Annotated in this window: 17 protein-coding genes; 1 reads left to right on the top strand and 16 read right to left on the bottom strand. The window is 33.1% G+C overall.

Features of this window, described 5'->3' with window-relative positions; genetic code table 11:
- Positions 1-322: 322 nt before the first annotated feature.
- The 7 genes from BLV37_RS10935 to rlmD all read right to left on the bottom strand — a co-directional run bounded on the left by BLV37_RS10935 (position 323) and on the right by rlmD (position 6336).
- Positions 323-1252 (bottom strand): ParB/RepB/Spo0J family partition protein, encoded by a 930-nt coding sequence (locus BLV37_RS10935; protein ID WP_091731285.1) that lies wholly within the window; start codon positions 1250-1252, stop codon positions 323-325.
- On the bottom strand, positions 1209-2030 hold the full coding sequence (locus BLV37_RS10930) for a ParA family protein (protein ID WP_091731283.1): 822 nt from the start codon (positions 2028-2030) through the stop codon (positions 1209-1211). Before BLV37_RS10930 ends, BLV37_RS10935 begins: the two co-directional genes overlap by 44 nt.
- 155 nt (positions 2031-2185) lie before the next feature.
- Entirely contained in the window at positions 2186-2518 is a 333-nt protein-coding gene (locus BLV37_RS10925) for an RNA methyltransferase (RefSeq protein WP_244270528.1), read from the bottom strand.
- Positions 2519-2799: 281 nt separating this feature from the next.
- Positions 2800-3771, bottom strand: coding sequence for an NAD(P)H-quinone oxidoreductase (locus BLV37_RS10920; RefSeq protein ID WP_244270527.1), 972 nt, complete (start codon positions 3769-3771; stop codon positions 2800-2802).
- A gap of 409 nt (positions 3772-4180) precedes the next feature.
- On the bottom strand, positions 4181-4498 hold the full coding sequence (locus tag BLV37_RS10915; RefSeq protein ID WP_091731275.1) for a type II toxin-antitoxin system RelE/ParE family toxin: 318 nt from the start codon (positions 4496-4498) through the stop codon (positions 4181-4183).
- On the bottom strand, positions 4488-4751 hold the full coding sequence (locus BLV37_RS10910) for a prevent-host-death protein (RefSeq protein WP_091731272.1): 264 nt from the start codon (positions 4749-4751) through the stop codon (positions 4488-4490). The genes BLV37_RS10915 and BLV37_RS10910 overlap by 11 nt, the downstream gene beginning before the upstream one ends.
- A 214-nt stretch (positions 4752-4965) precedes the next feature.
- Positions 4966-6336 (bottom strand): 23S rRNA (uracil(1939)-C(5))-methyltransferase RlmD, encoded by a 1371-nt coding sequence (rlmD, locus tag BLV37_RS10905; RefSeq protein ID WP_091731269.1) that lies wholly within the window; start codon positions 6334-6336, stop codon positions 4966-4968.
- Between the two features lie 172 nt (positions 6337-6508).
- Between rlmD and BLV37_RS10900 the strand changes: the two genes are divergently transcribed.
- Positions 6509-7837 carry a GerMN domain-containing protein gene (locus tag BLV37_RS10900; protein ID WP_091731267.1) on the top strand — a complete coding sequence of 443 codons (1329 nt, stop codon included), beginning with the start codon at positions 6509-6511 and terminating at the stop codon, positions 7835-7837.
- A gap of 68 nt (positions 7838-7905) precedes the next feature.
- On the opposite strand, the gene BLV37_RS10895 is transcribed toward BLV37_RS10900, so the two are convergent.
- From BLV37_RS10895 to BLV37_RS10855, 9 genes are all read right to left on the bottom strand, one after another.
- On the bottom strand, positions 7906-9108 hold the full coding sequence (locus BLV37_RS10895) for a M20 family metallopeptidase (protein WP_091731264.1): 1203 nt from the start codon (positions 9106-9108) through the stop codon (positions 7906-7908).
- Positions 9109-9129: 21 nt separating this feature from the next.
- Complete coding sequence (locus tag BLV37_RS10890; protein ID WP_091731261.1) at positions 9130-10659, bottom strand: AbgT family transporter; 1530 nt, start codon at positions 10657-10659, stop codon at positions 9130-9132.
- Positions 10660-10888: 229 nt separating this feature from the next.
- Entirely contained in the window at positions 10889-12115 is a 1227-nt protein-coding gene (locus BLV37_RS10885; RefSeq protein ID WP_091731259.1) for an FprA family A-type flavoprotein, read from the bottom strand.
- 252 nt (positions 12116-12367) lie between these two features.
- Positions 12368-13378 (bottom strand): aldo/keto reductase, encoded by a 1011-nt coding sequence (locus BLV37_RS10880; protein ID WP_091731256.1) that lies wholly within the window; start codon positions 13376-13378, stop codon positions 12368-12370.
- A 45-nt stretch (positions 13379-13423) separates the two neighbouring features.
- Positions 13424-13840: an acyl-CoA thioesterase gene (locus BLV37_RS10875; RefSeq protein ID WP_091731253.1), complete on the bottom strand. Its 417-nt coding sequence runs from the start codon at positions 13838-13840 to the stop codon at positions 13424-13426.
- 222 nt (positions 13841-14062) lie between these two features.
- Positions 14063-15820, bottom strand: coding sequence for a pyruvate kinase (gene pyk / locus BLV37_RS10870; protein ID WP_091731250.1), 1758 nt, complete (start codon positions 15818-15820; stop codon positions 14063-14065).
- A gap of 12 nt (positions 15821-15832) precedes the next feature.
- A complete protein-coding gene (gene pfkA / locus BLV37_RS10865; protein ID WP_091731248.1) occupies positions 15833-16801 on the bottom strand; it encodes a 6-phosphofructokinase in 969 nt (322 codons plus the stop codon).
- A 94-nt stretch (positions 16802-16895) separates the two neighbouring features.
- Positions 16896-17087 carry a hypothetical protein gene (locus BLV37_RS10860; protein WP_091731245.1) on the bottom strand — a complete coding sequence of 64 codons (192 nt, stop codon included), beginning with the start codon at positions 17085-17087 and terminating at the stop codon, positions 16896-16898.
- 125 nt (positions 17088-17212) lie between these two features.
- Positions 17213-20698, bottom strand: a complete 3486-nt coding sequence (locus BLV37_RS10855) for a DNA polymerase III subunit alpha (protein WP_091731243.1) — start codon at positions 20696-20698, stop codon at positions 17213-17215.
- Positions 20699-20708: the final 10 nt, after the last annotated feature.

The raw sequence follows: 20708 nt of genomic DNA, 5'->3' as shown, positions 1-20708 counted from the left end.
AAATACTTTAGGTCATATTACACTTTTATCCTTGGCTCTTGCGGCTATTGCTGATAATCAAAAGGATAAAATTAGGTCCTTAACTAAGTTTAAAAAAGCTTCATAGTAATTTCAGAGCCTACTCTTTTGGTTTTTAGAATTCAGAAATACCAACCTTAGCTTTGCTATGCACTTTTTGTTTTATTTTCTTTTAAAATTTCCATTTTCAAGACAAAACCTATTATTTTATGTCTGTTCCAGATGAGTATATATTTGATATTTAATTTTAAAGTTTCTCTAGTCAAATTTTATTAATTATGCTCATCTCTAGCTTAAATATTGTTTATCTTTCCTGATCCCTAGTTCGTTTTTTATGCCAACCTTCAAGTAATTTAATAATCGTTTCTTCCATTTGTTTTGGTGTATATGACTTTGGAAAATACCTCTTTAACTTATCTCCTGTAAGGGTTACCTTGTCTAAGTCTCCCTTCTTTTCCTCACTCATTATGGCACTCATAACTTCAAGGCTTAACTTCCCCTCATTACTAAATTTCTTTAATCTCTGTGCCTGTGAAAGTGAAGGTGTTGCCTGTTCCATGTCTATAGCTTCAAGTAAATCAGCCTGTTCCTCATCTTTAAGGAAGGATAGTTCCACAGCAGGATTAAAAGCTATTTTCTTTTCATCTACCATCGAAAGTATTTCTGGTATAAGGTATGTAAGACGGATATAACGCTGTACTTGATTACGACTTTCTCCCACTTGTTCTGCTAATAACTGGTCAGAACGTTTTTGTGTCCCAACTTGGGACGCATTTTCTTTTGATGGTCTACCCACCTGCCTTTTCATTGCTGATAACTTCATTTTATATGCAAAGGCTCTTTCACTTGGAAGTACATTTTCCCTTTGCAAGTTACTGTCAACCATGATAATAATGGCGGCATCATCGTCAAGGTTACGAACTATGACAGGCATTGTTTCTAGTTCTGCAAGTTCACAGGCTCTTTTCCTACGGTGTCCTGCCACAAGTTCATAGCCACCCTCATCACGGGGTCTTGCAATGGCAGGAACTAAAACCCCATATTGTTTAACACTTTCTGCCGTGTCAAACATGGCTTCATTGTCAATTACCTTAAATGGGTGGTCTTTAAAGGGATGTAATTCTGTTAAAGGGATTTCAATTATCTTTTCTCTTGTTTCATCAGCCCTACTTTCCTCTGTGGAAAACAAATCATCTACTGATGCCAGCTTTATGTTTTTGGCGGAGCTTTTCAATTTTCAACACCTCCTTGGTTAAATTCCCATACCCTTCTGCAACTTTCCCTTTTGGGTCATGGGCAAAAATACTTTTCCCCTCTGCACTTATTTCAGCAGCCTTTACTGAGCGGGGTATATCTGCTTTAAATACTTTAATACTGCCTTCATAAGTTTCCCTTACTAGGGTGCTAATGTCCTTTGCAAAATTAGTACGCCCATCTACCATAGTCAGTAAAATACCATCAATTTTTAGTTTAGGATTTATCTGTCTGCGTACCTTCCCAATGGTCTGTAAAAGCTGTTCTAATCCCTTTGCAGGTAGATAGTCAGCTTGTACAGGGATAATTACACTATCCGATGCAGCAAGGGCATTAATGGTTAACATACCTAAAGAGGGCATACAATCTAAAAGTATAAAATTATAGTCTTTCTTTACCGTATCAAGGTATTGTTTAAGTATGGTTTCCCTACTCATAGCATTAACAAGGGATACTTCCATACCAGATAATTCAATGTTGGCTGGAAGTAAGTCCGCTCCCTCATGATGTTGTAAAATCCCCTCTCTAGGCTCAATAGGTGTATCTGTAATAACCTTTCCCATTACTGTTGCAATGGTTGTTGGAAGCTTATCCGGCTGTGGGAATCCTAAACTAATGGATAAACTACCTTGTGGATCTGCATCTACAAGCAAAACCTTTTTCCCTTCCATAGCCAGTCCTATACCTAAGTTGGCACAGGTGGTTGTTTTACCTACACCACCTTTTTGATTCGTAATGGCAATTATTTTTGCATTCAAATTTCTTCCTCCTTTCAATTTTGGGTACAAAAAAAGAGCTAGTTACATAAACTAACTCCTTGTAAAAATGTTACTATTTAATTTTATCTATATAAAAAAGTTGCCTGCTCTCTAAATAAGAACAAACAACTTTTTGTTTTCGTATTCAATTATAATTAATGGATAAGCTTAAAATACTTAAAGGCATCTTTAATTGCTTCTACTTTCTCAGGTGTTGGATGCTTTCGTTCATGCTTTAATTCTTCTACAGCATTTGGGGCATCATACATCGGAAATCCTAAATCTCTTTTTACTTCTGCAATATAAGCTGTATGCACTTTGAAGTTATATTTGTTTTCTATATACTCTTGTATCATTTTATAGGTTACTCTTTCACTAGGTCTATAATCTTCAGCTTTTTGAGCTATTTTATCCACTGGAATTTTTCCATCACCCTCACCAAACTCAATGTTTACGTGAATATGACTATCTGCATTTTTGTGGGACAAAGATACAACCGTCTCCACGTGCCTTGAGGATACAATAATGATGTCGTAGGGAGATAGTACCCCCTTGGCGGAAGAATACATTTATGATTTTTCATAACTTTAGAATCCAACTTTAGTTTTATCAAAGTAAAAATAAAGCCTATTACCTGTATGATAATACAAGTAATAGGTTTATTATATCTATTATGATTCAAACTTCTATATCTAAATCATGCTTCCCTATCAGTAATCTATTCTATTCTTTTCTAAAGCTAAGTTATACTAACTAGCTGTATTATCTATTACTCACACACATTAATAATAATCTTTCCTATATTATGACTACCTTCCATATGCAAATGCGCCTTTCCAATATCCTCTAAAGAAAACTTAGTATCAATAATAGGTTTTATTTTTTTATTTTCAAAGTATGGTATTATGTTTTCAGAAAACTCTTTCGTTAAAAGCGCTTTATATTCATTACTTCTTGGAGTTAATAAAGTTCCTGTAAATTGAATACACTTTGACATAATTGATAATAAATTTACTTTTTCCACCTCTGCTCCACCTAGTATACCAATAAGAACCCATCTTCCTTCTTTTTTAATACTAGCTAAGTTTTTATTCCAATAATCAGCTCCAACAAAATCTAAAATTAAATCTACACCTTCACCATTTGTTGCTTTTAAAACTTCTTCATCAAATGACTGCTCTTTATAGTTTATAAGAACATCTGCTCCAAGTTCCCTACAAAAATCTAGTTTCCTTTTAGAACCAGCAGTAACAATAACTTTTGCATCACTAATATGTTTTGCCAATTGAATTGCTGCTGTTCCAACACCACTTGCACCTGCATGAATTAAAACGGTTTCATTTTTTTTAAGTTTACCAAGCCAAAATAATGTTTGATAAGCAGTTAAGAACACTTCCGGAATCGCGGCTGCTTCATCAAATGATAAAGAATCAGGAACTTTTATAGCTCTATCTGATGGCATTACAGCGAATTCAGCATAACCTCCACCATTAACTAATCTCATTACTCTATCTCCTATAGAAAAAGAGCTTTTACCACTTATTTCAGTAACTACCCCTGAAATCTCCACCCCTAAAATAGGATTTTCAAGATAACCTACTTTTCCCTCTCTTGTTATAATATCTGTACGATTAACTGCTGCACAATGTACTTTTATAAGTAATTCTCCTTCTTTTAATTTAGGTATATTCATATCAACAACCTCAAGTTGCTCATAACCTCCTGGTTTTTTTACAATCACGCTTTTCATAAATAACACTCCTTTATTACTATCTTTCCCACTTTAATCTAAATTACTTAAGAAATAAAATTTAATATAATACATTTTGTACACTGTATACCCATAATTTAATATTGTAAATACATTTATATTAGTACTAGTATATAAATAGGACAATCCAAAGTCTCTTTTCACTTTTGCAATATAATCCGTATATACTTTAAATCCATATTTACTTTCTATTATACTCTTATATCATTTTATAGGTAACTCTTTCGCTTGGTTTGCAATCTCCGGCTTTCTGAACTATTTAATCCACCCGAATCTTTCCGTCACCCTCACCAAATTCAACATTTACGTTAATATGTGTGGCTACATTTCTTTATAACCACTTATATTCAAATTAAATACACCCAAGTTATGGGTGTATCTAAAGTAAATTCTCATATTTTTGTTTTCCATACAGAACTCGCATGATAATAACTTGATCCTTTTCTTCCTCAATTAAATAAAACACAATATAATTATCAACTATTAATTTTCTATAACCCTTATTTCTTAGGTATTCATCAGCCACATGATTGCATGAAAAAGGAAATTCTTTTAGTCTCATAATTTCTTTTTCTATTCTTTCTAGAATATTAGTAGCTGCAGACGTAGCAAATAGTTCTTCTGATATATATCTATAAATATTATCTAGATCATCTGCGGCTTTTGGGGTCATCTTAATAGTATAATTATTTGCCATACCTATCTTTTAAACTTTCAAATACTGCTTCAGCATCTAAAAGCTTTTCTCCATTTTTTATTTGATTCTCTGCCTCTGCTAACTTTTCATATAAATCTGCTTTTGCTAATTTATCTTTATAAGTTTCCATACTCATAACAACTAGGTGTCCATAACCATTTTTTGTAATATAGATAGGTTCTTTACTTTCTTCACAAAGTTTTGATATTTCAGTTGTATCCCTTAAATCCTTAATTGGCCTTATTTCTATCATAATATCGTCTCCTTATTAATATTATGACTTTATTATAGCATAATTATGTTTGGATATCTATTTGTTTTACAAATTCCTAATAAATTATTCTCCATATACTCATATCTACCTATGCAACCTTTATATCTATATTATATTTATTATTATAAATTCTTAGAGAAAAAAGGATTTTTTAATAGAAGCTAGTTTTGATTATAAAAAGCAAGATTTTATATTAGAACAGCTCCTTTACTAATTTACAAACACTCTCAACGTGTACCCCCTGCGGGAACATATCAACTGGTTGTACCTCTAGCACCTTAAATCCGTTCTGGCTTAAATACTTTAAATCCCTAGCTAAAGTTGAGGGATTGCAGGATACATAGACTACTTTTTCTGGTTGCATTTTTATAATAGTATCTAACACAGATGTATCACAGCCCTTTCTAGGAGGGTCTACCACAACCACATCTGCTTTTATGCCTTTAGAGTATAGCTCTGGAAACACCTCTTCTGCATTTCCACAATGGAACTCTACATTATTTATTCCATTTATCCTTGCATTTTCTTTTGCATCTACAATTGCTTCTTTTACTGACTCTATACCGTAAACCTTTTTAGATTTTTGTGCTAGCAGTAGTGAAATAGTACCTATGCCACAATATATATCAAATACTATTTCATCACCCTTTAACCCTGCATATTCTAATGCCTTTTTATAGAGCACCTCTGTTTGTACAGGATTTACCTGAAAAAATGATTCTCCTGATATTTTAAATTTTAAATCCCCTATGTAATCAATAATATGGTCTTCTCCGTATATAACTCTTGTCTTTATTCCCATTACTATATTTGTTTTTTTATTATTAATGTTATGGATTAAGCTTTTAAGCTCTGGTATTGCTCTTTTTAGTCTGTCTAAAAGCTGGTTTTTATTAGGTAAGTGCTCTTTATTTGTAACTATAATAACCATTGTATCCTTAGTTTCAAATGAGGTTTTAACAATAATGTGCCTTATGTGACCTTGGCCTGTTTTAGCATCATATGGCTCAATATTAAATTCTTTCATATACTTTCTTACTGCTTCTATTGCTTTATCAGCTATTTCATGCTGTATAATACAAGTATTTGTATTTGCAATAACATGGCTTCCTTTCTTATAAAAGCCAATTACAGTCTCTCCTTTTTCTCTTCCTACTGGAATCTGTACTTTATTTCTATACCTATATGGTTCCTTCATTCCGATAGTATCATGAATAATAACATCATCTAGTCCACCTATTTTCACTAGGTCATTTTTAACTTTATTTGTCTTAATCTGGAGCTGAGTACCATAATCAAGCTCTTGGAGCTGACATCCTCCACATATATTTGAAATCTTACACATTGGTTCTACTCTGTGCTTTGAGGGCTCATCTATAGCCATGGTTTTCCCAATAGCATAGTTCTTTTTTGTCTCAATTATCTTTACAGATACCTCATCACCTATTATGCCTCCTTGAGTAAAAACAGTGTATCCCCAAGGCTTTAATATCCCCTTTCCATCATGACTAATATCTATTATTTTACCTTTTACAATGTCTTCTTTTTTTATCGAAATATCCATATTATCTCTCCCTAAATGTACTTGTAATCTTAATTCTAACATTATTATATATATATTATTTGAGTTTATTATATTTTTCAACTTTTTCACGAGTTTTATATGTTTATTTTTTCCTGTTTTTGATATAGAATAGTATTGTAAACATCTGACAAGTTTGAGAGGAGATGAGCATATGTTTAAGTCTTTATATAATCTACTGATAATATTAACCGTATGTATTGTTGCAATGGGCATTTCAGTGCTTTATAGTCCTATCCTAGATGAAAGTAGTATTGTTCATAGTAGCAATAATGAACAGATAACCTTATTAGCTTCAAGTGATTATGGTGAATCCTTGTTAAATCCTAATGATATTTATATAAAATATAAATCAGATGAAAGCTTTGTTTTAGATTTCAATGAAGAATACCAATTCTCGTTAAAAATATTTAAAAATGAAGCTCTATATAAAGTACATAATATATATAATCATGGTTCTACACAGGTAGAGTTCACTAAGGATACTCCTTATAGCGTGAACATCAATCTCTCTCAAGAAGAGCTAGAGCTACCTAATGGAGAATACAAAATTGAAATAATGCCTAATATTAATAATAACTTATACAACATAAACCCTTTAATTTTTAACATAAAATATTTAAGTAATGTTCCTTATTTTCCTGCTGTTAGTAATATCCCTGATGGTAAAACGGCTCTAAATCTTTACTTTATGGATAATCAAAATCTTGTTAAGCAATTAATAGGTATTACACGCTTCATTAATTATACTCAAAAGCCTTTGACCTCAATAATAGATGAGCTTAAAAAAGGACCTTCCTTAGAATTGGGTCTAAATATGAACCCAATAGTGGGAAGCTATAACTATGTTTCATTGAAGGGTACTACTTTATATGTAGATTTGCCATCAAATGAAGGCTTATATACTAATGGTGGTGAGAGAAGCGAAGCCTCAATGAATTCACTTATAAAGTCCTATGCAAATTATCCCGGTGTTGAAAATGTAAGATTTTTAGTTGATTATAACAGAGCTAGTACCTTTTTTAATGATAAGGATATTACTAAATCTTTTACAATAAATAGTGAAAATAAAGCCTTTTTAGCATATGCTTCACCAAACAGATATTTCTTAATAGAATGTGATGTAGATAACATAGCTGAAGACATGACAATTGAAAAAAAGATTAGCTCAATATTCCAGTCCTTACAAAACAGTAGCTATGAATATTTATCTTCCACTATTCCTTCAGAAATTAAGCTTTTAAACTCAAGATTGGAAAATAATGTTTTGATATTAAACTTTGATGATAGCTTTTTAAGTGCATATGAGGATGATAACAATTTAAATAGAATGATGCTTGACTCTATATTGTTTTCCTTTACAAGCTTAAAAGAGGTAGATAAAGTAAAAATCCTAATCAATGGAGAAGTTATAAATAATTTTGCAAGCCTTGATTTATCTTATGAAATGCCAAGACCCCTATTCTTGAATCCAGAAAACTAAATTTAAATGAAAACAGCAGGCTTATAGTTCAATCGAGCCTGCTGTTTTAAATTACTTTTATATCCTAACTATTCTCCTGCTATTTTTTTTTGAAATTCTTCCTGTGCTCTTTCTCTTAAATCTGGAGATGTCAAATAATCAAATGCAGTAAGTGCCATAGCTTTAGCACCTATAATCATGCCTTCAAATCCTGTTTCAGAGTTGCTGGCTTCTTTAAATTCCTCTGTATGCCCTACAAGGTTTTCGTTACCAATTTTAATATATGGAGCAATTGTAGGGCATACATAGCTAACATTTCCTGCATCCCATGCATAATTTGCTTCTTCCCTTTCTATATAATCTACGCCTAAGTTTTCCAAGGCCTCTCTAAAGGATAATGATAATTCATGGTTAGGAATTAAATCTTCATATATCTTTTTATCCATTATTATTTCATATTTACAATCTGTAACTAAAGCTGCTGCCTTTATACAGTTCTCTACCTTATCCATTACCGCTGACAATACATTTCTTTTATCAGCTCTAATACTAAGCTTTAAAAGACATTTATCTGGAATAGTATTTGCTGTAATTCCACCTTCTGAAATAATTGGATTAACAATTACCCTTGGGAGAAAGTGTTGACGTATAGCATTTATGTTGTTTATAGTTAACAAGCCTGCAGTTAATGCATTAATCCCTTCATGAGGAGATCCGCCAGCATGTGCTGCCCTCCCAGTAAATACAACTTCTATTGATGCAGCTGCAACCAACAAACGTTCTACTATTGTTCTTCCTTCTGCGTGGCATATCATTGCCGCATCTATGTTATCAAAAACTCCCTCTTCAATAAGTACTGCTTTTCCTCCTGCATTAGGTACGGTACCTTCTTCTGCTGGCGTTCCTATAACAACCACACTACCGTCTAACTCTTCTATTACCTTTGATATTCCCAATGCCGCTCCAATGGCCGATACTGAAAATAAGTTATGTCCACATGCATGACCTATTCCAGGTAAAGCGTCATATTCTGACATTATGGCAACTCTTGGTCCTTTTCCTTTACCATTTTTAACAGCAACAAATGCCGTAGCTACATTGCCTACTTCTCTTTGTATCTGAAATCCTGCTTTCTCTAGCACATTAACAAGGATTTCCTTTGCCTTATGCTCTTGGTATCCTATTTCAGGATTGTTCCATATATATTTAGTTGTTTTTATTAATTCTTCACGATTATTTTCAATTTCTCTAATTATTTCTTCTTTTAATCTCTCTTTTTCTCTTAATTCCATGATAAACCTCCTATTATTGTACTATAAGTTCATAAATGCTCCTGGCCCTAATGGTATATTTAATAATGACCATAACACTAACAACAATGTCCAAGCTGCAAGATAAACTAACGCATATGGAATCATTGTAGAAATTACTGTACCTAAGCCTGATCTTTTATCAAAGCGTTGAGCACAAATTATTATGAATGGTAAGAAAGGCTCAAGTGGTGATATACAGTTTGTTACTGAGTCAGCAATACGATATGCTGCTTGTGTATAAGCCGGTGAAAATCCCACCTGCATAAACATTGGAACAAATATAGGTGCAAGTAATGCCCATTTAGCTGATGAACTGCCTATTAAAAAGTTAATCAGTGAAACAAAAATAATAAATACAATAGCTAATGGAATTCCGACAAAACCACTTGATTTAAGGAATCCTGCTCCATTTACAGCTAATAATAGCCCTAAATTAGTGTAAGCAAAAAATTCTACAAATTGAGCTGCAAAGAAGCATAATACAATAAATCCAGCAAAGGATTTCATAGCATCAGTCATGTATTTTACAACATCATTAGAATTTCTTATTGATTTTGCACCAATCCCATATGCTAAAGCAGCAAGTATAAACCAAACGAGAAGAATAGGTATCATAGATGATATAAATGGAGAAGGAACGATAGTTCCAGTAACAGGCTCTCTGAGTAAACCATTTCTAGGAATAACCAATAAGGCTATTAAGATAAAATATAATAAGGAAATTATCCCAGCGTTTTTCAATCCTTTTCTCTCATCTGCTGTAATAAGCATTAATCCTTCTTCATCTGCATAATCTGCATCACCTGCATATTGAGCATCATATGCTCCAAGTCTAGGCTCAACTATTCTTTCAGTTACAAATACACCTACTAATGATAGCACTATTGTAGATGCAATCATAAAATACCAGTTAACTGCTGGATGAACTAAAATCTCAGGGTTTATTATTTGAGCAGCTTTTTCTGTTATTCCTGCAGATAGAATATCTGTGGGAGTGATTAAAAGATTTGCACTTAGTCCTGCAGCAACACCAGAAAATCCAGCAGCTATACCTGCTATAGGATGTCTTTTTAAAGTTTTAAAGATTAGCCCACCAAGGGGAGGAATAACTACAAAAGTAGCACTGCCAGCAATATTACCCATAATACCAGCAAATACGATTATGAAGGTTACTAAGGTCTTAGGTGCCCCTACGATTACTTTTCTAAGTAATGTTCTTAATAAACCTGCTTCTTCTGCTAATCCCAAGCCTATCATCATGACTAAAACCATTCCCAGCGGAGGGAATTTAGTAAAGTTTTTTACAACATTATCCAATATCCAGATTATACCTTCTCTTGAAATAAGACTTTTAACGACCTCCTCATTGCCGGTTCCAGGATGAATCATCTTTGTTCCAGCAGCTAGGGCCGAAATTATTACAACGATTAGTGCCATTATCATAAAAATATAAATAGGGTGTGGCAATCTGTTTCCTAGTCTTTCTAGTGAATTTAATACTCCTTTTTTTTCGTTATTATTATCAGGCATTTTGTTCCCTCCTCTTTATATTTGTTAATATTATATAATAAATAATTGCATTTAAACTGTAATTATAATTATTATTGGTAATATTATTAAAAATATTAACATACTTAGTTTTCTTTTTATATTTGGAAGTAACAAAATTAAATTATCATTAAATAGTAAGCAGTACTTTCTTGTTCGTTATAAAAAGCACAAGCATAAGCTAAACTGCTTATGCTTTTTTAAAACTTTATTATTCATTTGTCAATTCTCTTACTTCACCTACTAAAGTCCTAAGCTTTTCTGTAATTAATTCCAAGTCTTTTGGTTCTGGCCTTCCTTTAAACTCTACAGGTTCTAGGAAGTCCCAGTTCATGCAGTATTTACTTATAATTTCATCTAATTCTTTCTGCGCCCCACCTGACCAACCATAGGAGCCGAATCTAAATGCTTTTCTGTTTTGCACCTTTTTCTTTCCTAGCTCTTCTAATACTGCTGCTAGTGGTGGAAACATTTTATATTCATAGGTTGGCATAGCAAGAATTATTCCTGTTGAGGTCCAAGCAGATGCTAAAATTGTTCCCCAAGATGTTTCTGGTACTCTATGGACATGAACTTTTATTTTTTCCTTTTCTAATACATCAATAGCATGTTGAACTGCTTTTTCTGTCATACCATACATAGAGCCCCAGATAATAGTTATTTCTTCTTGTGCAGGTCCTTTTTGATATGATGCATACCTAGAGTAATCTTCTATGATTTTATTAGGGTTTTTCCTCCATACAATTCCGTGACCAGGTGCAACAATTTTAATAGGCAAATCAGAACACTTTTGGATAGCTTTTTTAACAGGCATAGAAAAGGCTGCTACAATATTTGAATAATATCTTACCGCCTCCTTTTCATAAAAATCTATTTCCTCTTTGCTGAGCATATCATCGTAGTTAGAGCTTGTAGCTCTTCCAAAGGATCCAAAGGCATCGCAGGAAAATAAAGTTCCTGTTAATGTATCGAAGGTAGCTATTGTATCTGGCCAATGTACATTAGGTATTTCTACAAATTTCAAAATATGGCCTTTCCCTAAATCTAATGTATCCTTATCTGTAACATGTATTATATTTTCCGTATGTCCATAAAAGGCTTCTAATAATTCTGCTGATTTTTTACTGCATACAACTTTAAAATTAGAGTTTATCTTTTTAAAATCTTCAATCCATCCTGAATGGTCAGGCTCCATATGGTTTATTATAAGATACTCTATAGATTCAGGTGCAATATTTAGCTTATCTAATAATGCAAATAAGCTTTCAGGCACTCCATCCCATCCACAGACACCATCTACGATTGCAGTTTTTTCCCCTTTAATTATATAAGAATTTAATGAAACTCCATTTGGGATTTCCCATAGACCTTCAAACAATATATCTTCTACATTTACCGAAAGCTGATAAATGTCATTAGTTACATTTGTAACATTCATGATTTTCCCTCCAAATCTAGTCAGTTAATATATTTCTCAAGCACTTATGTAAAAAAATATGTCTTATTTTCTTTTACCCTAATTTTTGTTAATTAATCAGGTATGAATCCTCTCAAAGGCAGTATACTAATAGTTTTCTTTTCAAAAAAATTGGTGCATCCAATGGATGCACCAAACAATAGAACCAGTATACCCTTATTATTTCACTTAATACTATGAATTATTGACTATACTAGTCCAATTTATACATAATTATCCTAAATTATATGCTACTTTTTTAAGCATCCTTCTTATAGGCAAATCATAAGGACATCTTGTTTCGCATATTCCACATTCTATACAGTCTACTGCTTTATTTTCCATAGACAAATATCTTTCCTTTGCCCAATCCTTTAAGTTATATCTTGTATAATACCCTTCCATTAGAAATTGAACAGGAATGTCTATTCTTTGTGGACATGGAGCACAGTATCCACATCTTCTGCAGAATTCTGATCCTAACTCCTTAGCTTCTGATAAAATAATAGCCCTTTCTTCATCATTAAGGCTTCTATATTCTATTCCTAGCTTACTATTGGTTATAATTTGCTCAACGCTATCCATTCCTGGTATTGCAACCGAAATATTATTATTTTCTAAAACAAATCTTAATGAAAGCTCTTTATTAATAATAGCTCCTCCGGCTAATGGCTTCATAACTATTACACCAAGTCCTAGCTCCTTTGCTCTTTTAAACAACTCCTCTGCTTGTCTTTCTACAGGATTATATGGAAATTGAATTGTAGAAAAATGTCCTGACTCTGCTCCCTTTTCTATAATATTTAAATCATGGCTAGTTATACCAATGTGTTTGATGCTTCCTTTTTCTTTTGCTTCTAAAAGTGCTTTTAAAGCTCCATCTTCACTCAAAATCTTGCTATACTCTTCTTCTGTTCTTACATTATGTACTTGATAAAGCTCAATATAATCAGTCTTTAAATTATTTAGACTTATTTGTATATCTCTTTTCATACTTTCGTAATCCCTAGACATAGATTTAGTTGCTAATATAAATTTATCCCTTCCTATCTTCTTAAGTCCATGTCCGATAAGCTCTTCGCTTGTTGTATAGCCTCTGGCTGTATCGATAAAGTTTATTCCTTGCTTATAAAGCTCTTCTATTAAAATTACTGCAGATTCTTTATCTAATCTTTGTATAGGTATGCCTCCAAAACCAATTATAGATATTTCTAAGCCTGTCCTTCCTAGTAACCTTTTTATCAACCTTTTCACCTCTTTTTAGATAATAATTGTTTTTAAATTTACTACTTATTTTTCAATACTTCCTTCCAGTGCCTCCCAAACTTCTGGTAGCTTTTTTCTTAGATTTGCTGGCTTAAGCTCTTTTGTTACAAAGGCATGTATAGTATAGCCTTTTGCTAATAATTCATTATCTTCTTTCCTTATTACCTCATACTCAAATGTTACCCTTACTCCTTTTAATGTAGAAAGCTTTGTTCTAATTATAACTTCATCATCATATTTTGCAGATTGAACATATTTGCAGCCTACATCTATGACAGGAAGCAATATATCTTTTTCCTCTAACTCTTTATAATCCATAGAAAGCTGTCTAAAAAATTCTGTTCTTCCTATTTCAAACCATATAAAGTAATTTGCGTGGTATATTATTCCCATTTGGTCAGTTTCAGCATATCTAGCTCTAATAATTGTTTCATTTGTCATAATATCTCTCCTTCTTTTATACGTCAGCTATATATAATTATAGCAATTTAAGAAAATAAATAAAAGGCAATATTACTCTGCAGTATTTAGCTTTATATACCTAGCTCCCTATTTATTATAAATAAATCCTTTGCTAAAGCTTAGATGGCAAGTGTTGTTTGCATCTTTTAGCTTAGCAAAGGATTTTAAAATATTTATATTCTATTATTGTAGATATATTTATTATAGGACAGTAGTCTCTCCTCTATATACAAGTCCTCTAATGCTATCTATAGTAACTAATTCTCCATCTTTAAGTATTGTAGTAGCATCAGCTGCACCTACTATTACTGGCTTACCAATATTCAATCCTACAATCGCAGCATGAGATGTAAGCCCACCATGCTCTGTTATTATAGCAGCCGCTTTTTCCATATATGCTACCATATCTCTATCTGTATCTACTGCCACAAGTATATCTCCAGCTTTAAACTTGCTTTCTAGGTCATTTATATTATTCACTATACAAATTTTACCCTTTGCAGAAGTGTTTCCTATTCCAGTACCTTTAATCAAGATTTCTCCCACTATATGCACCTTAATTAGGTTTGTACTTCCAGCTACTCCTACTGGTATTCCTGCAGTAATTACAATTAAATCTCCTTGTTTTATATAACCTTTTTTAATAGCACTTTCTACAGATGAATCTATTACCTCATCAGTTGAATCAACGCTACTAGATAATATTGCATATACGCCCCATACTAGCATAAGCTTTCTCATAACATCCTTTTTAGGGGTTACTGCAACAATTGGAGCAGCAGGTCTAAATTTAGAAACTGCCTTTGCCGTATAGCCAGATGATGTAGCTGTTACTATTGCTGCAGCGCCTAAATCCTGAGCTGTAGAGCAAGTAGCATGACTAATTGCATTAGTTACAGTAATATCTCTTCCAATTGATTTGTTGCGAATCATCTCTTTGTAATCAAGTGAATGCTCTGTTCTAAGAGCAATATTGGCCATCGTCTTAACAGCCTCTAATGGGTATTTCCCAGCAGCTGTTTCTCCTGAAAGCATAATGGCATCTGTACCATCTAATATTGCATTTGCAACATCTGTAACCTCTGCTCTTGTAGGTCTTGGATTTCTCATCATTGAATCTAGCATCTGGGTAGCAGTGATTACGGGCTTACCTTCTTCATTACATTTTTTAATAATTGATTTTTGAACAAGTGGTATCTCTTCAGTTGGTATCTCTACTCCAAGGTCTCCCCTAGCTACCATTATTCCATCTGAAACCTGTATTATCTCGTCTATATTATCTACGCCTTCTTGGTTTTCTATTTTAGATATTATCTGAATATTATTAGCTGCGTGTTCTTCCAATACTCTTCTTATTTCAATAACGTCTGAAGCCTTTCTAATAAAAGAAGCAGCTATAAAATCAATTTCATTTTTAATGCCAAATATTATATCATCTATATCTTTTTTCGTTACTGCTGGCAAGTTTATCTTAATCCCAGGTACATTTACACCCTTATGATTTTTAATAGGTCCTGGGTTAATAACCTTGCACCTTATATCAGAATTATTAATTACATCTATAACATTTAATTCAATAAGTCCATCATCAATTAATATAACATCTCCTGGTTTAACATCATTAGGTAAGCCTTCATATGTAATGCTGCATATTTTGTCGTCTCCAAGAACATCTCTAGTAGTTAAGGTAAACTCTTGACCTTCAACAAGTTCGACTGTACCGTCTTTAAAATCTCCTGTTCTTATTTCAGGTCCTTTAGTATCTAACATAATGGCTACAGGAATATCAAGGTTTTCTCTTACTTTTTTAATAACATCTATTCTTTTCTTATGCTCCTCATGGGTTCCATGAGAAAAGTTTAATCTAGCTACATTCAAACCATTTAATACTAATTTTTCAAATACCCCTTCGCTTTCCGATGCTGGTCCTATTGTACATACAATTTTAGTTTTTTTCATATTCCCTCACCCCTATATAGATAAAATTTTAGTTAATTCATAAGTTTCCGTATCAAATTTATTCTCTACTGAAAGTGCTTCCTCTATGTCCATATCAAATACTTTATTACTTTTAATTCCTAGGGCCCTTGAAGTTTTTCCTTCCATAAGAATCTCTACTGCTTTAGCCCCCATTTTGCTAGCTATTATTCTATCAAAGGCAGTGGGACTTCCACCTCTCTGAAGATGACCTAATATAGTAACTCTAGTATCTATATCGGTATACTTTTGTATTTCGTCTCCAAGCTCATATGCATTTCCTATATTACCTACACCTTCTGCAAGAAGGATTATACTATGTAACTTTCCTCTATTTTTACTTTGAATAAGTCTTTTACAAACTTCCTCTATATGAAATCCCTCCTCGGGTACTATTATACTTTCAGCACCACCTGCTAACCCTGAATAAAGAGCAATATCTCCACAATGTCTACCCATAACCTCTATTATATTTGCCCTACCATGTGAGGTTGAAGTGTCCCTTATTTTACCAATAGCATCTATTACTGTGTTTATTGCCGTATCAAAACCAATAGTGAAATCTGTATAACCCAAATCATTATCTATAGTTCCAGGGATTCCTATAGTCGGGAAGCCTAATTTTGATAGCTCTCTAGCTCCCTTAAGAGATCCATTGCCACCTATGACAACTAAGCCATCTATTCCAAATACCTTCAACACTGTCATAGCTTTTTCTCTGCCTGCTTCAGTTGTAAACTCATCACATCTGGCTGTCTTTAGCATAGTGCCTCCTCTGTGGATAATGTCTGCAACTGAAGAAATATTCATTTCATATATATTCCCATTTATCAATCCATTATATCCTTGCTTAATTCCCATAATTCTCAAATTATTATATATACTAGTTCTTACAACTGCCCTTATGGCAGCATTCATTCCAGGTGCATCGCCTCCACTTGTCAACACCCCTATTGTGTTCATCAAATGACCTCCTTCTTCATAATCCTGCCTGGCCTAATAATGTCCCAGTTTAATCGAATCACTACAATTATTCTAAAAAATATAGGGTGGATGCTCAGTATCCTAAATCTATAAGCACTACTTGTACATCGTCTGCCTCAAACTCTGGTACTAATATTTTATATAGTATACTGTCTCCTTCTTTGGAAAAGGGTTTCACTTTAACTAAAAAACCTTCTGCTTGTAGTTTTCTCTCTATTTCTTTAGCCGCTTCAACACCTTCTGCCATATATACTGCTGTCCACATTTTATTACCTCCAAAGCTTCAATTTAATAAGCTATTTCAATGAATGTTATTATGAATATATACTATAAACATATTATACCACAAAAATAAAATATTCCACTATGATTTTACCATGTTTAACAATATCAACATACTTTTATGCAATCTTTTCCAAGCATCTTTTCAAGTATATTAAGAAGGTCTTCATTTGCATTTACCCAATAATCTCTATCTGCCATTATGGTGCTTTTTTTCTTCTCTAAATAGACATAAACAGGCATCTGCCCATTGTGTTGAGATAATACCTCTTTTATCTGTTCAAGATATTCTAATGGCTTATCCTTTGGTATTTTAATATAGAGCTTTTCTTTTTTAAATTTAGAAAGAGGTCTTATTGTTTCAACTATTATCTTTGGTTCCTCCTCTTCATTTATGCTAAGTCTTCCATCAATTACGACAATGCTGTCTTCATATATTAGTTTATTATACTTATCAAAGGTTGCAGGAAAAATAATAAGCTCTATGGTTCCAAATAAATCTTCAAGAGTTGCAAATGCCATCATATTATTATTTTTTGTAATCTTATTTTGTTTCTTTACTATGATTCCACCAATAGTAACCATTTTGCCGTCTCTAATAGTGTCTTTGTCTATTTCAATGCTTTCCATTCCTTCAACAATATCTGCGCTAGTTATTTTAGAAATTTTTCTAAGTTCTTCAGCATAAGAAGATAGGGGATGCCCGCTGATGTAGACTCCTGTCATTTCTTTTTCCATAGACAATAAAGTTCTTTCTGGAAACTCATTTATGTTTGGTAGTATATGGATACTTAAATCTGGATTGCTTTCTGGGCTAAGGGATTCAAATAGTGAAAATTGTCCTTCTACATTTCTTTTTCTATCTTGATTAATACCTTCCAATATCCTCTCATATATGGCTAAAAGCTGTGCCCTATTCCCCCCTAAAGAGTCAAATGCACCACATTTAATCATACTCTCAATCATTCTTTTGTTGATAACATTTAAGTCCACTCTTTGACAAAAGTCTATAAAGCTGCTGAATTTCCCACTTTTCTCTCTTGTTTTTACAATAGAATCTATTGCAGCTGCTCCTACATTCTTAATTGCAGCAAGACCAAATCTAATAGCTTTATGAGAAACTGTAAATTTAGAGTGGCTTTCATTAATATCTGGCGGAAGTATTCTAATTCCCAGCCTTTTACACTCCTGAATATATAATGAAACCGATGTAGTATTCCCCATTATACTTGTAATAAGTGCAGCCATAAACTCAACAGGATAATAGTGCTTAAGCCAAGCTGTTTCATATGCAACTACAGCATATGCAGCAGAATGTGATTTGTTAAATGCATAATTAGCAAAGTCAATCATTTCATCATATATTTTATTGGCAGTCTCCTCATCTACTCCGTTCCTTATGGCTCCTGTAATTTCCATCTCACCTTTTTCATTTTTCTTTCCATATATGAAATGCTTTCTTTCTTCCTCCATTACATCCATTTTTTTCTTTCCCATAGCTCTTCTAACTAAGTCAGAACGCCCCATGGAGAAGCCGCCTATATCTCTTACAATCTGCATTACCTGCTCCTGATAAACCATACAGCCATAAGTAACATCTAGTATAGGCTCCAGCTTAGAATGTAAGTACTTAATAGAATCAGGGTTGTTTTTGTTTTGAATATATCTCGGTATCTGATTCATGGGACCAGGTCTATAAAGAGAGTTGGCTGCAACTATATTTTCAAAGCCTGTAGGCTTTAACTCTTTTAAAAACTGTCTCATTCCAGAGCTTTCAAACTGAAATATTCCTAAGGTTTCCCCTTTACTAAACATCCTATATATCTCTGGATCATCATAATTTGAATCTGAAAAATCTATCTTGATCCCATGATTATCTTCAATAAGCTTTACTGCATCCCTAATAACTGTAAGAGTTCTAAGTCCTAAAAAGTCCATCTTTAATAGACCTAGCTCTTCTAGTTCGGTCATTGTAAACTGTGTAGTAATACTGTCATTATTCCTTGATAATGGTACGTATTCTGTTATAGGTAGCTTTGATATAACCACACCAGCAGCATGAGTTGATGTATGTCTAGGAAGACCCTCCACTGATCTAGCAAGATCTATTAACTCTTTCACATCCTCATCTTCATCGTAGGATTCTTTTAATTTTTTGTTTATTTCAAGAGCCCTATCTATTGTTATACCTAATTCCATAGGTATTTGCTTTGCAATAAAATCTACTTCTCCATACGACATGTTTATTGCCCTGCCCACATCTCTAATAGCCGCTCTTGCTGCCATAGTACCGAATGTAGCAATCTGGGCTACCTTATCGCTACCATATTTAGATATGACATAATCTATTACCTCTTCTCTTCTTTCATAGCAAAAATCTATATCTATATCTGGCATAGACACTCTTTCAGGATTTAAAAATCTTTCAAATAACAATCCGTATTTGATAGGGTCTATGTCTATAATCCCCAGGGTATAGGATACTAAGCTTCCTGCAGCAGAGCCTCGTCCAGGACCTACCATAATTCCGTTGTCTTTTGCATATTTAATAAAATCCCAAACAATTAAAAAATAATCTACATATCCCATATTTTCAATGGTCTGTATTTCATATTCTAGACGTTCAATTAATTCTTCTTTTATTTCCTTGTATTTTATTTTTAATCCTTCGTAGCACAACTTCCTAAGATATTCTGAGTTTGTTAAGCCATCAGGTGCAGTATATCCAGGCAAATGAAGAGTATTAAAGTCCAGCTCTACGTTGCATCGTTCGGCAATTTGTACTGTATTCTCTAGAGCACCATTAAATCCATTAAATAAGGATTTCATTTCTTCATAGGATTTTAGATAAAATTCAGAGGATGGGAATTTCATTCTTTCCTCGTCCTCTAGGGTTTTTCCTGTTTGTATACATAGAAGAACATCATGAAATTTTGAATCTTCTTTGTTTATATAGTGAACATCATTAGTAGCCACTAAAGGAATGTCTGTCTCTTTGCTTAGCTTTAGCAGTTGTTGGTTAACTAATTTTTGTTCTCTTATACCATGATCTTGTAGCTCTAAGTAAAAATTTCCTTGTCCAAAAATATCATTATACAATAAAGCTGTTCTTTTAGCTTTATCATAGTTATCTTCAAGAAGGTATTGCTGAACTTCTCCTGCAAGACAAGAGCTTAGTGCAATTATGCCTTTACTATACTTTTTGAGTATAGAATGATCTACCCTTGGTCTATAATAAAATCCATTTATAAAACCCTCTGATACTATCTTCATTAGATTTGAATAGCCTTCATTATTTTCTGCCAAAAGCACGAGATGGTATTGACCTTTATCCCTAACTGGGTCTTTTTCAGTATATTTCCCCTTAGATATATACACTTCGCATCCTAATATTGGCTTAACTCCTTTTTTTACTGCCGTTTTATAAAAGTCTACTATCCCATACATTACTCCGTGGTCAGTTATAGCTATACTATCCATACCAAGCTCTTTAGCCTTGTCTAAAAGCTTGTTGACTCTAGATGCACCATCTAACAAGCTGTATTGGGTATGGACATGAAGATGTATGAATTTATTATTATCTTTTCTAATCATCTCTTTCACT

The sequence above is a fragment of the Proteiniborus ethanoligenes genome, from assembly GCF_900107485.1.
Taxonomy (GTDB): domain Bacteria; phylum Bacillota; class Clostridia; order Tissierellales; family Proteiniboraceae; genus Proteiniborus; species Proteiniborus ethanoligenes.
The sequence above is the reverse complement of the archived record's forward strand: the minus strand, read 5'-3'. Positions and strand labels throughout refer to the sequence as shown.

What these genes read in the sequence shown, in the direction of transcription:
- BLV37_RS10915 (WP_091731275.1), bottom strand. Translation starts at nt 4,498, where the DNA reads ATGGCAAATAATTATACTATTAAGATGACCCCAAAAGCCGCAGATGAT.
- BLV37_RS10910 (WP_091731272.1), bottom strand. Translation starts at nt 4,751, where the DNA reads ATGATAGAAATAAGGCCAATTAAGGATTTAAGGGATACAACTGAAATA.
- rlmD (WP_091731269.1), bottom strand. Translation starts at nt 6,336, where the DNA reads ATGGATATTTCGATAAAAAAAGAAGACATTGTAAAAGGTAAAATAATA.
- BLV37_RS10900 (WP_091731267.1), top strand. Translation starts at nt 6,509, where the DNA reads ATGTTTAAGTCTTTATATAATCTACTGATAATATTAACCGTATGTATT.
- BLV37_RS10895 (WP_091731264.1), bottom strand. Translation starts at nt 9,108, where the DNA reads ATGGAATTAAGAGAAAAAGAGAGATTAAAAGAAGAAATAATTAGAGAA.
- BLV37_RS10890 (WP_091731261.1), bottom strand. Translation starts at nt 10,659, where the DNA reads ATGCCTGATAATAATAACGAAAAAAAAGGAGTATTAAATTCACTAGAA.
- BLV37_RS10885 (WP_091731259.1), bottom strand. Translation starts at nt 12,115, where the DNA reads ATGAATGTTACAAATGTAACTAATGACATTTATCAGCTTTCGGTAAAT.
- BLV37_RS10875 (WP_091731253.1), bottom strand. Translation starts at nt 13,840, where the DNA reads ATGACAAATGAAACAATTATTAGAGCTAGATATGCTGAAACTGACCAA.
- pyk (WP_091731250.1), bottom strand. Translation starts at nt 15,820, where the DNA reads ATGAAAAAAACTAAAATTGTATGTACAATAGGACCAGCATCGGAAAGC.
- pfkA (WP_091731248.1), bottom strand. Translation starts at nt 16,801, where the DNA reads ATGAACACAATAGGGGTGTTGACAAGTGGAGGCGATGCACCTGGAATG.
- BLV37_RS10860 (WP_091731245.1), bottom strand. Translation starts at nt 17,087, where the DNA reads ATGTGGACAGCAGTATATATGGCAGAAGGTGTTGAAGCGGCTAAAGAA.
- BLV37_RS10855 (WP_091731243.1), bottom strand. Translation starts at nt 20,698, where the DNA reads ATGATTAGAAAAGATAATAATAAATTCATACATCTTCATGTCCATACC.